We start from the raw sequence: 16,058 nt of genomic DNA, 5'->3' as shown, positions 1-16,058 counted from the left end.
TAATTTTGATGTCGGCCGATACCCTTAATTACCAATTACAGCAGGTTATACGTGCATAACAGGCCTTAAGAAACATTATTTTTTATTAGCTCATAAACGATGGAAACTCCCGACGATAATTTTTCAAGGCGCAACTGGTTAAAAACAGCCGCGACAGCCTCTGTAGGTGCCGGCCTGCTTGCCGCTACGCCCTCTTATTTACAGGCGCAAACAGCACATACCCCAAAAGTCGATCCCCTGTTGGGTGCCCGCATTTACAATATCTTTGATTATGGCGCCAAAGGCGACGGCGTGACGCTTGATACCAAAGCGTTGCAAGCTGCTATTGATGCCTGCAATAAAGATCAGGGCGGCACCGTACTGGTTCCGGCCGGGGTATTTATTATCGGAACGGTTGAACTGAAAAGCAACGTTACCCTGCACATAGCCCCCCAGGGTAAACTATTAGGCAGTGCCGATGGCAAGCAATATTATGCTGCCGCAGCCATACCGCTCACCGGCGATACCACTTTAAATGATGGCAATGTAGGCTTGCTATTTGCTGTAAAAGCCAATAACATCCGCATTGAAGGCCCGGGCACTATCGATGGGCAGGGCGCGCAGTTCCGCAGCCCTACAAAGGGCGCGCCATCTCCGGCCGGCATCACTGGTAATCGCCGCCCCTATCATCTGCTTTTTTACCAGTGTCAAAACCTTACTGTTAATGATATTTTTCTGAAAGACTGTGCCTATCATTCTGTACGCATTATTCAAAGCAGTTATGTAAAGCTTGATGGGATCCATATCCATGGCCGGGTGATTAATAATAATGATGGCTTTCATTTTATCAGTTGCCAATATGTGCACATGGTTAACTGCGATGTACAATCGCAGGATGATGCCTGCGCGCTGTTTGGCAGTTGCAAGTTTATTACGATTACCAATTGTACGTTCAGTACGCGCTGGTCGGTATTCCGGTTCGGCGGAGGCGTGGCCGAAAACATAAGTATCTCTAATTGTATTATTTTTGAAGCTTACGGCTGCCCTATAAAAATGCGCTGCGAACGCCACTCGCGGATGGAGAATATTTCGTTCTCCAACCTGGTGATGCATAAGGTAACCGGCCCGATATCAATAGGCATGGGTTCGGTAGACAATCCGGGTACTGCCCGTAATATTTCTTTCAATGGGATTCATGCCAATGTGGTTGTTCCGGTTCAGCTTGCCGATGCTCAGTTTACCAGCAATTATAACCCCGGCGAAATTAAATCGTGCATAGCCATTAATGGCGCCGAAGGCTTTTTGCTCGAGAATATCAGCTTTAACGATGTCCATATCACCTTTGCCGGAGGGGGCACAGCCGAAGATGCAGCCGTGCGGAATGTACCCAAAAACGCGGGCGAATATTATGCCGACGGGGTTTTTCCGGCTTATGGTTTATATGCGCGTCATATCAAAGGCCTTACTATGAACAATGTCAGGTTTGAAGTTGCCACACCCGAGCTGAGGCCCGCCATGGTTTTTGACCAGGTGACTGATGCCGCGGTTTTTGGATTAAGCGCCCAGGGTAATAAAGATGCCGAATCGGTGCTGCGGATGATCGATACACAGGATGTTTTATTAACAGCCATGCGTGTGCTGAGCCCGGCGGCTGTTTTTATGAGCGTTGAAGGCGCTGCGTGCAGTAATATTAAAATTGACGGCGGCGATATTTCAAAAGCCGCCGTCCCTTTATCATTCGCGGCCGGAGCTGCTAAAGCCACTGTAAAATTGCGCGAATAGACCGCCCTGATCAGATTTTCAAGGTCGATCTTTTCGATAGTTATGCATTTTAATAGGGCAGTTTGTCCAGCAGGTTGATCACCAGCGATGGTTTCGCCGTATCGCGAAAAGTAACCTTCAGGGATGAGCCTATCGAAGCTAAATGCGTTACAAAACCATCCAACTTCGCCTTGAGCCCCAATTCCCCGTCGTGATTGGTTACATGGAGCGTACCTTTTTTTACATGCGCAGCCATCATATTCAGCGTCTCCTGATCCGGGTTACTGTACTTACCGCTCGCCGAGATCACGTAATGGTCCGCCGTTACCTTGTCCAGGAAATCCGTATTCATATTATGGAAACTGCCATGGTGCGGCATTTTTAGTACATCTACATGAACTTTGCCGCCTGCATCCAGAAAACCGTTTTGTTTTAGGCCCGCGTAAATATCGTCGCAACGGCCGTCGCCGGTCAGCAACAAGCGCTTGCCGCTAAACTCCGCCATACAGACGATGCTCGATAAATTAAATGGCGAAGTATCATCGCCCACCGTCAAAGCCGCCACCATCACACTGGTATCCCCTGCCTGTTTCGCTTTCTTCAGGTCCTTATCCCATTGCACTTGCAGGTCTTTCAGCCGCTGCTCATCCGGGTGCAGCACGGTCAGTTTCAGGTCGCCCAAAGTCACCTTGGAACGGTTGGTATCTCCGCGGACCAATACTGCGTTTGAGCCGGTTAAAGCAGTAAATGGGGAATTGACCACCCAACCCAATTTTTTGGCGTTATCGCGGATATTGCGGCCCTGTCCCGTAGAGGCGATTACCGCTACTGCATGGCTGTCCGCATCCGCCGGGGCTGTTTTAGACATAGCCGCAGCCACCACCTCCTCGTTGCCGATAATATCATCAAAACTATTGAACCAGAAATTATCGACCTTGAGCGAAACGGGCTTTTGGTCTTCCATCTCGCCAACCAGGTCATTGGTCATACTCAGGATGCCGTTGATATGATCGTCGTCCGCATGGCTGACCATGACCATTTTCACCGGCAACGGATCTGCACCGACCAGGCTCTGCCGGATTGCACCGAGCCGCCCTTTCAGGAACTGGTTATAAACACCCGCAGGCCCGCCATCAATCACGATGAGGCCGGGTGCCTCAGGTTTACCATAATGTAGGATCAGGCAGTCGCCTTGCTTGGCCTGAAGTGCTTCTAAGGAAAAAATCATATCTAATGTGTAAGGTTTATACTGATTGAATAGCTCGCAGCACGTCGATCATACCGCAACCCTGAAAATACTTTTCACGCCCCAGATCCGTCGCCGTACGGCATAAGATCTGCTTAACAGCTTCCGGCTTGCCGATCAGTTCACGGTGCTTGGCCAATATCAGTGCAGCCGCACCCGATACATGGGGGGCGGCCATCGAAGTACCGTCCATCCGGGCATCACCCTCGTCGGGGCTCACTGACACTATCTTTTCGCCGGGCGCCACCAGATCTGGCTTTACCCGCCCGTCACCGGTTGGCCCCTTACTCGAAAAATAAGAAACCCCGTAGGCATGGGGTTGGTTGCGGTGCGTTGCGCCCACTGTGATCACTTTTTCCGCATTACCCGGATCGGTAATATTCACCATCCTGAAACCCTGGGCTAAACTACCGTCCAAGCCCTGAAAGTAGGACTGCCCCTGATTGCCCGCAACAGTTACCACCACCGTCCCTTCGGCAACCAGGCGTTCACAGGCAACACAGACCGGGGTTTGCCCGCAGGCATAACTGGCTACATCATGGGTCATGGAAAAACTCATATTAACACCTTGTACCGTTAGCGTATCCTTTTGATTATTGAGCCAACGGACAAACAGGATGGCTGCCAGAATATTGAACTCCTGCGCCGTACCGTCAGCGCCCATCACCCGGATATCGTAGAGCTCGATCCCGGGACACATCCCGATCATCGAACCTGTACCGTTTGCTGTCTTATAGTTTGCCCCAAGGATACCGGCCACGTGCGTACCATGCGGATGCTGCGGCGGAAGGTATTCGCTATTATTATGCGGGATCCGCAGCAAAGGGGCTATCACCGACCAGTCCAGCTGACGTCCGTATTGCAGATCATGATCGATATCTGCCAGGTAACGGTTGATCTCCATCTGGCTCATTCCTTCATCGGTTTTTGTGCTTGAGGTCACCACGATGTTTTCCACGCTTTTATTCCTGTCCCGGTACGACTTATTAAAAGTATCGGTTAGCACCTGCCTGAAATTTGTAAAATCGTAAGTGGCCGTCACCCGGGTACGGTTAGAAGAAGGATCATTTTTGGCACCCATTGCGCCTGTAAAAGGTTTGCCCGTAGCCGGGTCTGTTTTACGGAAGGCACTATGACGCGCGTCGATCCCGGAATCCATGACCACCCAGGCAATGTTACTGCCATCAATATCAAATAAGCGCCTTCCGGCGTCCGCCTTTGTTGCCGGCACCGATTTTTCGATCGATATCGTCGCTGTCCGGTTACGGTTGACCGACCAGAGCGTAACAGGCCCGGCTTTGTTGGTCATAGGGAGCTTGGCAAAAAAATCCTGGTAGATAGCGTCGAAACGCGGCAGCCAGTATTCCACCGGTTGGTTTTCCAAATCATTCACGTATAAGCTACTATACAATAAAGCCCCAATCAATTGGCGCAGCCAGGCCACATTACCATTCTTATCCGTCTTAGCAAAAAGATATTGCTGCCACCATTTCGTCATCGGCAAAGCGATAGTCACCAATTCCTCCAGCGTGAGTTTGGCCACCACCGTTTCCCCATTCGTAGCGATCTCCCAATCGAGTATATCGTGAACCGCTATTCCTTTACCATTTAAATTTACCAAAGCCTGGAAAAGTTCGGCTGCCGAGGATTTAACATGCGGTGTAAAGATCAGGTCCGCACGATAAGTACGCAGTTCCTGCCGGTGCTCAAAATAATCCAGCCACACATCCGGGTATACCGGCGAATCCTGGGTAAAGCGTTGCGTTTGCTGGTGCTTTTTAAAAATGAGCATTTCGATCAGTCGGGCGTCGAGGATCATAAGGATATGGATAAGTGGAAATAGGTTTAATTGCTCTAAAATAAGTAAATAATATATATAAATCAAAACATGATAATGCAATAGGTTAGGGAAAATAGCGTCTATATTCCAAAAAAGCCAGATCGTAAAATCAGGGAGTGCTGAACGTTTAATGAACCAAAGAAATTGGGAAGCACTTACGAAGGAAGGTAAAAGAAATGAATTAGTGTATGACTAAAAATAAAGCGAAATTTGAAAAAGGCAATTAAACACCCCAATCATTTAGTACTCAGATGAACATACCAGAACAGATCGCAACATATATTACCAGCCAGCCCGAACCAAAGCGTAATGATATGCAAGTGTTGCATCATCGTATACTTCAAGTTTTGCCAGGGTGTAAATTATGGTTTGACAATGGTAAAAACAGCGAAAATAAAGCTGTTAGTAATCCTAATATAGGTTATGGGTTTTACACCATAAAATATGCTGACGGAAAGACCAGGGATTTTTTTCAAATTGGTTTGAGCGCCAACACAACCGGAATCTCTGTCTATATCCTGGGTATTAAAAATAAAACCTACCTGGCCCAAACGTATGGAAAAGAAATAGGTAAGGCAAGCGTGACCGGGTATTGCATTAAGTTTAAAACGCTAAAAGATATAAACATTGATATACTTGAAGCGGCAATACGATATGGAGTTGAGGTTACAAGTGAAAATTAAATTATATTAAGGGTCGAGCGGCTCGTAAGGATTGATCTGCATTGCTTTGGGTACGGCAAAAAACTCCAGTTCGGTTTCGGAAAGGCGCTTACCTAATTGATAAGGCACATATTTTAACTCCCTTTCGCAGCGTGGCGCCATAGCGATGATGGCATCAGTTTGTGATTTATCGGTAATGACCAGTCCGGGTTTATTTGTGGGAATACCATACCGATACATAAGCCTTACCCCATTACGCATATTGGTAGTGGTGTGGCGGGCATGTGGCTCCATGATAATGGCATAAGCCGGCACGTGCAAAACCTGCACCATATAGGTTTTCATTTCTTCGGCCTCGCAAAACTTGGTTTTGTAGGGGTGCACCTTACCACCCGATGGCATCAGGTAAGGCGCTTTACCCTGGCGGTAGGCCTGCGCGGCCAGGCGGCAGCGTAACATCCCTTCGGCGCTTAGGGCGGTAGCCGGGTCATCAGGACCGGCACCCGGTATCAGGATAACGGTATAGGGATATTTGCCCCAGTTGGTGACTTTGATACGATCGGCCGCAGCTTTGTTGACGGTCGAGATCATCGGTTCGTAATAAGCGGCATCTTCCCGTTCATTCATTTGCAGGTACAGCAATGTGGCCTGCATGGCGGGCTCAAAAAATAGTTTCGCCTGTTTAACCTCACCTATTAAAGCCGAATTGGTATCGTACAGCAATATCCAATACCGCTTGTTTTTAGTATTAAAACTAATAGAATCGATTAAGGGATAGTTTGGCTTTTTACCATCGGCGTATACACTGATGGTGTAATTAATCCCGGCTGCATCCTGCTCCCAGGCTTTTACTAAAAGCTGGGCCGGAGAGATGTTTTGATATAGACTGTACGCATAAGATGGAATAAGCTTTGTTTTAACCAATTGTTCTAAAGCGCTACCGGGCCTGCAAAGTTGGATGAGTTTGGTGCTGACCAGCTTAATTTCGTCGTCGTTAAACTTCACCCTATCGGTAAAGCAGGCGGCATCCTTGCAATCGGTAATAGACGAGCTTAAATCCGACAGTTTTTTTTGAGTCAATTTAAACAGTTCGGCATCGTTTTTCAGTTGAGCGCTAACGGTTTTATCTTGCTGCAATAAAGTAAGCAGGTAATAATTTTTGGCTTGTACCCAGTTGCCGCTGGGCATCAGCTTATTAAATGAATTGGAGACCGGCGCCTGCGCGCTGAGATGGAAACCGGCCAACACAGCCAAAAGGAAGAGTATGCTTTTTTTCATAAAGGGGTCTGCCTTACAAAAAAACCGATACAATATGAATTGCAGGTTAACCTTTTTGTGGCATTTATATACAAACTTAACCCAAATTAGTCCGGGATAAAAAAAATCTTCACCGATTTAAATCCGATGAAGCAACTATAATAATTAGCAGGCAGGTACCTCAAAAAAATTCATCATTTTATTTCATCATCAAAAAAAAACCTTTGATCACCAAAAAATACCAGACTCGTACACATTGGTTCTAAACATGTTTTGTTTGTGCTAACATTTATATAAGCAAACGGCATCGGCCAGTTTGCGAGATCTTAAATCCTTATTACATGCCAGCACAAATACGCCTTGCCGAAAGTATAAATGGACTACGCTTTATAAGCTTAAATAAGTATGATGATAGGCCATTGTAAAATAGGTGTAATCAACAATAAACGCTTTAACTAATCAATTTTATAAACAATTTAAATCTTTTTTATTATGGATGATGCTTTTATCGGGACCATTTTTATGTGGCCCCTCCCATGGGCGCCGGATGGCTACGCGTTTTGCCTGGGCCAGGCGATCCCTGTAAACCAATACCAGGCGCTATACTCGTTAATTGGGAACATGTATGGTGGCAACACTACTAATTTTAACCTGCCCGACCTTAGGGGCCGCTTTCCGTTGGGCGCGGGTATCGATGCGCAAGGTATGTCCCACCCATTAGCCCAACACGGCGGGGCGTTCCAAACAGCAGTTATTACCAGCGATAATTTGCCTTTGCATTCACATGTTTTATCTCCAACCGGAAGTGCCACGGCATCAGGTACAGCCACAGTAACTATTAATGGCGTAGATAGCCTGGGCGACAAGCCATTGCCCGGAGGGAATTATATATCGGGCGACAGTACAGCCAACGCTACACCATTTACCAGCCCGGCATCATCGCCCACATTAAGTCCGTTGGCTGCAGCCACAGGTTCGGTAAGTGATATAAACCTTACCATATCAAATATCAGTGGTGCAGTTCAGCCTGGCGGGGGGATAGCTAAACCGTTACCGTTAGCCGTGGTGCAACCTTACCTGAATATTAATTTTATCATCGCTTTAAAAGGCATATATCCGCCAAGGCCAGAATAAGCCTGGTAAAGTGATAGAAAGGCGGCATTATGCCGCTTTTCTATTTGCTTTTTCTTTAATGATCGGCGTACCCCGCCACAGCGCTATTTCGGTTTGGTTAAGTGTTTGTGCACATAAACGTTGCTTATACTTAAAAGGTTTTTAGGTTCATCCCCATAAAAAGCCGTTTCGTACCCATATAATAGGCACTCATCACCACTCACCTTTTTCGGTGCCGCTTTTTTTTAATATTTAGTACAAAAATACCGGGTAGAAAAACCATGTGCTTATTAGTTAACACAGGGCAAGGTTTACTAAACCGATGCACTAATTAATTTTTCCTTTTGACCAAGCCCCACAATGAAAAAAAATTTACTTGCTATAAGTATCTTACTCTCCTTTGTTTTTAACAATGTTTTTGCCCAGGCAGGCCTTAAACCAGCGACGCGTTACCGGGAAATAGCGGCTAATTACAATAAAACCGCAAACAAACTTTTAAAAGAAGGCAAAACGCAGTCGCCTGTTAATCCTACTGTTTTAACAGCAGGTGATATCGCTGTCATCGGCTTCAATATTAGCAACTTAAAGTTTTCCTTTGTTACACTGGTTACGCTAAACCCGGGCACGGTTATTAATTTTACGGATAAAGGCTGGACCGGCACAGGGTTCAACACCTTAACCTCGGAGGGTACCCTTACCTGGACCGTAGGGGCAACCGTTAATGCCGGTACCATTGTCACCGTAACTTTAAGCGGTGCCAGCCCGGATGTTTCCGGTTTCCCTAATGGTAGCATGACCTATACAGGGTGGTCGGCCGCCGTTTTTTCAAACAATGGCGATGAAATGATCGTTTTTCAGGGTACCGAGGCTTCGCCAACATTTATTTATGGCTTTAACTCTTCATCAGCCAACGGATCACCCAATACTACTACCGACTGGCAAACAGGTTCGATAGTCAGCAACCGCGACTCACAATTGCCTACCGGGCTTACCAATTCTACCAACTCGAACGCGGCAACCGCTATCGCGTTTACGGGGCAAAGCACCAATCATAATTGGGTTTATAATGGAAAAACATACGGTTACACCGGTACAAAATCGCAACTATTAACATTAATTGGCAACAGGGCCAACTGGGCACAAAGTGCAACCGCGTTAGACGTGGCAACTAACGGTACTTATTTTCCAACGGCGTTTAGTATAACAGCTGGCGGCCCGGTCATAACTACAACAGGAACTTTAGCCGCTGTTAATACTACTTATGGTACAGCAACAGCCACACCAACCAGCTTTACAGTAACGGGCGCCAGTTTAACCAACGATATCACCCTAACCCCGCCAAGCGGTTTTGAACTATCAACATCGGCTGCGGGTACTTACAGCTCATCGTTAACCTTAACGCAAAGCGGCGGCACATACAGCGGTACGGTATATGTACGCTTAGCAGCCAATGCAACAGCGGGTGCCCACAGTGGTAATATCACACTAAGCAGTACAGGCGCTACCGATAAAACAATGGCTACAACAAGTAGCACAGTAACACAAGCGGTGTTAACCTACACCGCCAATACTGCTTCGCGGGCTGTTGGGGCAACTGACCCGACATTCAGCGGTACAGTTACAGGCTTTGTAAATGGCGAAAACCTGGCCAGTGCAACAACCGGCACGGCAGTGTGGACCACTACGGCTACCAGTGCCAGTGCAGGCGGCAGCTACCCAATTAATGGTTCAGGGCTTTCGGCAACTAATTATTCGTTTACACAGGCGGCTGGCAATGCTACCGCGTTAACTATACTGCCCGGATATGTAGTGGTGAATACTAACGATAGTGGTACCGGCTCGTTGCGCGATGCCATAACGCAAGCCAATTTAAGCGCGGGTACAGGATATGTGATCACATTCAACATACCAGGCACAGCGCCTTTTGTAATAACCACGGCAACAGCGCTGCCATTCCTTACTAAAAAAGTAACAATAGATGGTACATCCCAACCGGGGTATGTCTCGGCACCAGTTGTACAGGCGGATGGTTCCACTGCATTTGCAGGATTTGTATTTTCCGCAGGGTCGGACGGGAGTTGGATAAAAGGACTTTCTATAACTAAATTTTCTACTGGTATTTTGGTAGGTGGCAGTAGCAATAATAAGATAACCGGCTGTTACATTGGTCTTAAGCCAGACGGGGTTACAGGTGCTGCAAATACAACAGGTATTGGCCTGTCTACCGGAGCAGGGACCTTAATAGGTGGAAATACAGCGGGTGCGGGCAACGTAATATCTGGTAACAGTATCGGTATCGATATCAAGTCCACCTCCGGCACTGCTACTATACAAGGCAACATTGTGGGCCTTAACGCGGCCGGCACTGCGGCACTAAAAAACACCGCCCCTAACCTTACTTCTGCAAGTACCGCCGCACTTTTAATTGGAACCGATGGCGACGGAACAAATGATGTTGCTGAAAGAAATGTATTTAGCGGCTGGGCAACTTACAATATGACTTTAATCGGGCAAAATGCCGTTGTTGCCGGTAATTTTTTCGGAACGGACATTACCGGTACGGTTGGTTTAACGGGGCAGATAGGTATCTATCTCGCAACAGCTTCAAGCAATAATACCATTGGTGGCAATACCGCCGCCGAAGGTAATTTAATAGTTGGTGCCAGTATATGCGGTATTGGTTTGGACGGAAATAACACAACTATTCAATATAATACTGTAGGTAAATCGGGGATGACAAATGCAACGGGTATCATGGTAAGGCCGTCATCGGGCACGCCTACAAACAACACCATTTTATTAAACACGGTGAGCTATAACACAACCAAGGGCATTAGTCTTTGGCCAAATACCAGTACCGGTAATAAGATCAGCCAAAACAGTATCCATCATAACGCATCAATGGGTATCGACCTGAATAATAATGGCGTAACCGCCAACGATGCAGGTGATATTGACACCGGGCCTAATAATTATCTTAATTTCCCGGTGATCACATCGGTAACCTATGCCAGCGGCAATACAACTATTGCCGGTACGATAGATATGACAGCCGCCGTGGCCACTTATACGGTAGAGTTGTTTAGTAACTCGGTAGTAGGCCCGGGCGGTTATGGCCAGGGCGAAACTTACCTGGGCAGTGCTACTGTTACTACAGATGCGACCGGACATGGCACCTTTTCGCAAACTTATACTGGTACGCTGACTAATATATCAGCTACAACTACCGATGCCGGGAATAATACATCGGAGTTTGCGTTAACACAGGCTATTGCGCCTACGGTAACTACTACGGCAGCCAGTGCCATTGCATCTGCAACAGCCACACTGGCCGGTAATGTAACCAGCGATGGTGCCATAGCGGTGACCGACAGAGGCATAGTATATGGTACAAGTACTAACCCAACAACGGCCAATACTAAAGTGGCTATGGGTACAGGCACGGGTGTGTTTTCGCAACAGGTTACCGGGTTTAATAGCAATACCCTTTATCATTTTAGGGCTTATGCCATAAATGCAGCCGGAACAAGCTATGGCAGCGACCTCACTTTTACCACAGCCCCGGCAGCGCCGACGCTTAATACACCAACCGCTGTAAGTACTGTTGGCTTTAGCTTAAGCTGGAACGCCCCGTCCGGTGCCACCAGCTACCGACTGGATGTATCAACAGCCAGTGATTTTTCGAGTTTTGTAACGGGCTACAATAACCTTACTGTTGCCAGTTCGCCTAAAGCTGTAACTGGTTTAACCGCCGGTACTACTTATTATTTTAGGGTAAGGGCCGTTAACAGCGGTGGCAGCATCAGCGATAATTCCACCGCTGGTAGCCAGGCTACAGTAGCTAATACTCCAACCATTACACCAACAGGTACATTAGCCGCAGTAAATACCACTTACGGTACAGCATCCGCTGCGCCAACCAGCTTTACGGTGGCAGGCACCAACTTAACCGCGGATATCTCTGTAACGGTACCAAGCGGTTTTGAGGTATCAACCACTCTGGCCGGTACATATGCTTCAACATTAACCTTAACCCAAACAGGCGGCGCATACAGCGGTACTGTTTATGTACGATTAGCTGCTAATGCCCCGGTGGCAACCTATACAGGCAATATTACTTTAAGCAGTACAGGCGCTACCGATAAAACAGTAGCAACGGCAAGCAGCACCGTAACAGCAGCCGTATTAACTTACACGGCCAACGCGGCATCAAGGAATATAGGCGCCAGCGAACCAACCTTTAGCGGCACGGTAACCGGCTTTGTTAATGGCGAGAACCTGGCAGGCGCTACAACCGGTACAGCCGTATGGGCTACAACAGCTACGGTTGGCAGTCCGGCGGGTAGTTATCCTATTAATGGTTCAGGGCTTTCGGCCACCAACTATACCTTTACGCAGGCTGCGGGTAACACCACCGCTTTAACTATCAACGCGATTGCTACCCCAACTGTTAATACAAGCGGAACATTAGCCGCGGTTAATACCACTTACGGCACCGCATCGGCCACACCAACCAGCTTTACGGTTACAGGCAGTAACTTAAGCGCTGATATTTCGGTAACCGTACCAACCGGGTTTGAGGTATCAACTACATCGGGCGGTACTTATACATCAACATTAACTTTAACACAAACCGCAGGGGCATACAGCGGTACAGTTTATGTACGATTAGCAGCCAACGCCCCGGCCGCGACCTATTCGGGAAATATTACATTAAGCAGCGCGGGCGCTACCGATGCTACTGTTGCTACAGCATCAAGCGATGTGGCTAAAGCCGTACTTACCTATACAGCTACCGCGGCAAACCGTAATTATGGTTCTGCTAACCCAACTTTTACAGGTAATGTAACCGGCTTTGTAAACGGCCAGGGCGTGTCGGATCTGACAGGTATATTGGCGTTCTCTTCAACTGCAACAACAAGCAGTCCAACAGGAACTTACGCTATTAACGGCTCAGGGTTATCATCAACTAACTATACCTTTACACAAGCCGCAGGTAACGCTACTGCTTTAACCGTAGACAAAGCTACCTTAACTTATGTAGCTACCCAGGCATCAAAAACCTATGGCGATGCCAACCCTACCTTTACAGGTACAGTAACCGGCTTTGTAAATAGCGAAAACCTGGCGGGGGCTACAACAGGCACCGCAGCCTGGGCATCGCCTGCTACAGTAGCCAGCATACCGGGCACTTATGCCATTAACGGGTCAGGCCTTTCGGCAGCTAACTACACCTTTGTACAGGATGCAGGCAACAGCACCAAATTCCTGATCAACGATTTCACCACGCCAACCAATCCGGCCACTAATATTGTATTCAGCAATGTAGGTACTGGCGGCTTTACTGCAAGTTGGACAAATGGCACCGGTACATCACGCGCGGTATTCATCGCTGCAGTATCCAGCGGAAGCCCATCGCCGGTTAATAATACCACCTATACGGCTAACACCGCATTTGGCTCGGGCACACAGATCGGCTCAAGCGGATGGTATTGCGTGTACAATGGCACCGGTACAACGGTGAATATTACCGGCCTTAGTGCAAGTACAGACTACACCGTGAAAGTGGTAGAATATAACGGCGTAGCCGGGTACGAAAAATATTCGCCGCCATCAGGTTCTAACAACCCTAAAACACAGGCCACTAATAGTTTAAACACCACCATCACTTCTATAACACGCAACGCGGCTGCCTTAACCAATGGTAATTCGGTACAATACACCGCTACCTTTGCTGCCGCGGTAACCGGTTTAACCAGTACCAACTTTTCGTTAACTACAACCGGCACGTTAAGCGGTGCAAGCGTTACTTCGGTAACCGGATCGGGTACCAGCTATATTATCACCGTAAATACCGGGACTGGATCGGGCGATTTGACGCTGAACCTGGCTAATACTACCGGCTTAACCCCAGGCATCAGCACCTCACTCCCATTTGCGGGTGAAACCTATAACATAGACAGAACCGCGCCTGATGTAACCAGCGGTACATTTGTATCAAACAATACCATTAATGCCTGGGCTAAAACAGGCGACCTGATCACTCTCAATTTTAAAGCTAACGAAAAGCTGCAAACACCGGTAGTGAGCATAGCTGGTCATACCGTAACCGCCACCAACCCAAGTACCGACCAGATCAATTGGACAGCCAGTTATAGTATGGTAGCCGGTGATACCGAAGGCCTGATAGATTTTTCGGTAACCATTACCGATCTGGCAGGCAATTCCGGCACCCAGGCATTTACTGCAGCAGGCACGCATCAAACCTTGGCGTTTGATAAAACTGCGCCAACTATCAGCATCGGCAATCCATCGCTGAGCGCTACCAATACCGGCCCGGTTACTTATACCGTAACTTATGCCGATGCTAATTTTGATGCCAGTACTTTAAGTTCGGCTAACATCAGCCTGAATAAAACAGGCACAGCCGACGCGACAGGTATCAGCATAAGCGGGACGGGAACCACACGTACAGTTACCCTTACGGGGATAAGCGGAGCGGGTACATTAGGCATCAGCATAGCTTCCGGAACAGCAAAAGACGCGGCAGGCAATTTAGCCCCGGCATCATCAGCATCCGGCACATTCGCGGTAAGTATCGCGCAAACCATCATATTCGCGTCTACTGCGACCAAAACCTATGGTGATGCTGATTTTGACCCGGGCGCTACCAGCACCAACAACGGTACTGCTATTACCTATGCATCAAGCAATACAGCGGTAGCTACCATAGTGAGCGGTAAAGTTCATATCGTGGGGGTTGGTACAGCCAATATCACCGCATCGCAAGCTGCAGACGCTACACACAGCGCCGCGGCCGACATGGTGCAGCAATTAACCGTTAATACTAAAGCATTAACCATTACCGCCAACGCGGCTACTAAAACTTATGGACAAACCTTAACCGGTGGCAGCGGATCAACTGCATTTACTCCATCAGGTTTGGTAGGTGCAGAAAGTATAGCCAGTGTAACTATAGCTTACGGTATCGGGGCTACGGCTAATAGCGCGGTGAATACTTATACCGGCCAGGTTACACCATCGGCAGCGGTGGGTGCTAATGGCTTTGTAGGTGCTAACTATACCATCACCTACGCAAAAGGCGATATCACCGTTAATACTGCCGTGCTGAATATTGCTGCAACTAATCCATCTAAAGAATACGGAACAGCCATAGCAACTATACCGAACAGCACCAGCAATTTCAGTGCAGACGGCCTGCAAAATGGTGAAACCATTACCAGTGTTACGCTTACGCCTAACCCAATGGCTGCCAGTGCTACCACATCGGTTGGTACTCCGTTTGGTATAGCACCGTCAAACGCGATGGGCGCTAACGGCTTTGTGGCCAGCAACTATCATATTAACTATATAGCAGTAGTTGATTTTGTGAAGCCTAAAGCTTTAACCATAACCGCAAATAATAGCAACAAAACTTATGGGCAGCAATTAACCGGCGGCGCAGGCTCAACCGGGTTTACATCGACGGGGCTGGCTAATAGCGAGACCATTGGCAGTGTGACCATTGCTTACAGTACCGGCGCCAGCGCTACCGCGGCTGTTGGAACCTATACGGGCTCGGTAACAGCAAGCGGCGCGACAGGCGGGACATTTGATCCATCGAACTATACCATCAGCTATGTTGCCGGAGATATCATTATCAGTAAGGCAAGCATCGCGGTGACTGCTGCCGCCAAAAATAAAACCTATGGCGATGTTGACCCTGCCCTGACCTATAACATCACCACCGGCGCGTTGGTAGGGACCGATGCTTTCACCGGTACATTAACCCGCGATGCCGGCGAGAACGCAGGTACTTATGCCATCAAGCAAGGTACGATGGCATTAAGCAGCAATTATACGCTGACCTATACCAGTGCTAACCTGGCTATCGGCGCTAAAGCCATTACTGTAACAGCAGCAGCCAAAAACAAAACCTATGGCGATGCAGATCCGGCGCTGACCTATACTAATACCCCATTGGTGGGTACGGAAACATTTACCGGTTCGTTAACCCGCGATGCTGGCGAGAACGCAGGTACTTACGCCATTAAACAAGGTACACTGGCATTGAGCAGCAACTATACGCTGACCTACAACGTCGCTAACCTGACCATCGGCACTAAAGCCATCACGGTAACGGCCGCTGCCAGGAACAAAACCTATGGCGATGCAGATCCGGCGCTGACCTATACTAATC

The 16,058-nt window shown here is 48.0% G+C and carries 7 protein-coding genes; 4 read left to right on the top strand and 3 right to left on the bottom strand.

Translation table 11 applies throughout. The annotated features are described in order from the left end of the window. Window positions 1-99 precede the first annotated feature (99 nt). Window positions 100-1,761, top strand: a complete 1,662-nt coding sequence (locus AC07M6_RS18990; protein ID WP_494892165.1) for a glycoside hydrolase family 28 protein — start codon at window positions 100-102, stop codon at window positions 1,759-1,761. Between the two features lie 49 nt (window positions 1,762-1,810). Here the strand turns inward: AC07M6_RS18990 and AC07M6_RS18985 are convergent, their stop codons facing one another. Continuing rightward, window positions 1,811-2,968 (bottom strand): ComEC/Rec2 family competence protein, encoded by a 1,158-nt coding sequence (locus AC07M6_RS18985; RefSeq protein ID WP_494892163.1) that lies wholly within the window; start codon window positions 2,966-2,968, stop codon window positions 1,811-1,813. A 16-nt stretch (window positions 2,969-2,984) separates the two neighbouring features. Next, on the bottom strand, window positions 2,985-4,805 hold the full coding sequence (locus AC07M6_RS18980) for a S8 family peptidase (RefSeq protein WP_494892161.1): 1,821 nt from the start codon (window positions 4,803-4,805) through the stop codon (window positions 2,985-2,987). 272 nt (window positions 4,806-5,077) lie between these two features. Here AC07M6_RS18980 and AC07M6_RS18975 point away from each other — a divergent pair, with 272 nt between their 5' ends. Then, complete coding sequence (locus tag AC07M6_RS18975) at window positions 5,078-5,509, top strand: hypothetical protein (RefSeq protein ID WP_494892160.1); 432 nt, start codon at window positions 5,078-5,080, stop codon at window positions 5,507-5,509. Between the two features lie 6 nt (window positions 5,510-5,515). On the opposite strand, the gene AC07M6_RS18970 is transcribed toward AC07M6_RS18975, so the two are convergent. Beyond that, entirely contained in the window at window positions 5,516-6,766 is a 1,251-nt protein-coding gene (locus AC07M6_RS18970) for a YdcF family protein (protein WP_494892158.1), read from the bottom strand. A 471-nt stretch (window positions 6,767-7,237) separates the two neighbouring features. Here AC07M6_RS18970 and AC07M6_RS18965 point away from each other — a divergent pair, with 471 nt between their 5' ends. Beyond that, the gene (locus AC07M6_RS18965) at window positions 7,238-7,879 is read left to right on the top strand and encodes a phage tail protein (protein ID WP_494892156.1); all 642 of its coding nucleotides are present in this window, start codon (window positions 7,238-7,240) and stop codon (window positions 7,877-7,879) included. Window positions 7,880-8,218: 339 nt separating this feature from the next. After that, on the top strand, window positions 8,219-16,058 hold a 7,840-nt coding region (locus tag AC07M6_RS18960; protein ID WP_494892154.1), incomplete at its 3' end, for an MBG domain-containing protein.

Source organism: Mucilaginibacter sp. GW821-FHT07H05, assembly GCF_059418485.1.
This window is presented reverse-complemented; position numbering and strand designations above follow the sequence as displayed.

Excerpts from the sequence above, each read along its gene's own strand:
- AC07M6_RS18990 (WP_494892165.1), top strand. The coding sequence starts at position 100 with ATGGAAACTCCCGACGATAATTTTTCAAGGCGCAACTGGTTAAAAACA.
- AC07M6_RS18985 (WP_494892163.1), bottom strand. The coding sequence starts at position 2,968 with ATGATTTTTTCCTTAGAAGCACTTCAGGCCAAGCAAGGCGACTGCCTG.
- AC07M6_RS18980 (WP_494892161.1), bottom strand. The coding sequence starts at position 4,805 with ATGATCCTCGACGCCCGACTGATCGAAATGCTCATTTTTAAAAAGCAC.
- AC07M6_RS18975 (WP_494892160.1), top strand. The coding sequence starts at position 5,078 with ATGAACATACCAGAACAGATCGCAACATATATTACCAGCCAGCCCGAA.
- AC07M6_RS18970 (WP_494892158.1), bottom strand. The coding sequence starts at position 6,766 with ATGAAAAAAAGCATACTCTTCCTTTTGGCTGTGTTGGCCGGTTTCCAT.
- AC07M6_RS18965 (WP_494892156.1), top strand. The coding sequence starts at position 7,238 with ATGGATGATGCTTTTATCGGGACCATTTTTATGTGGCCCCTCCCATGG.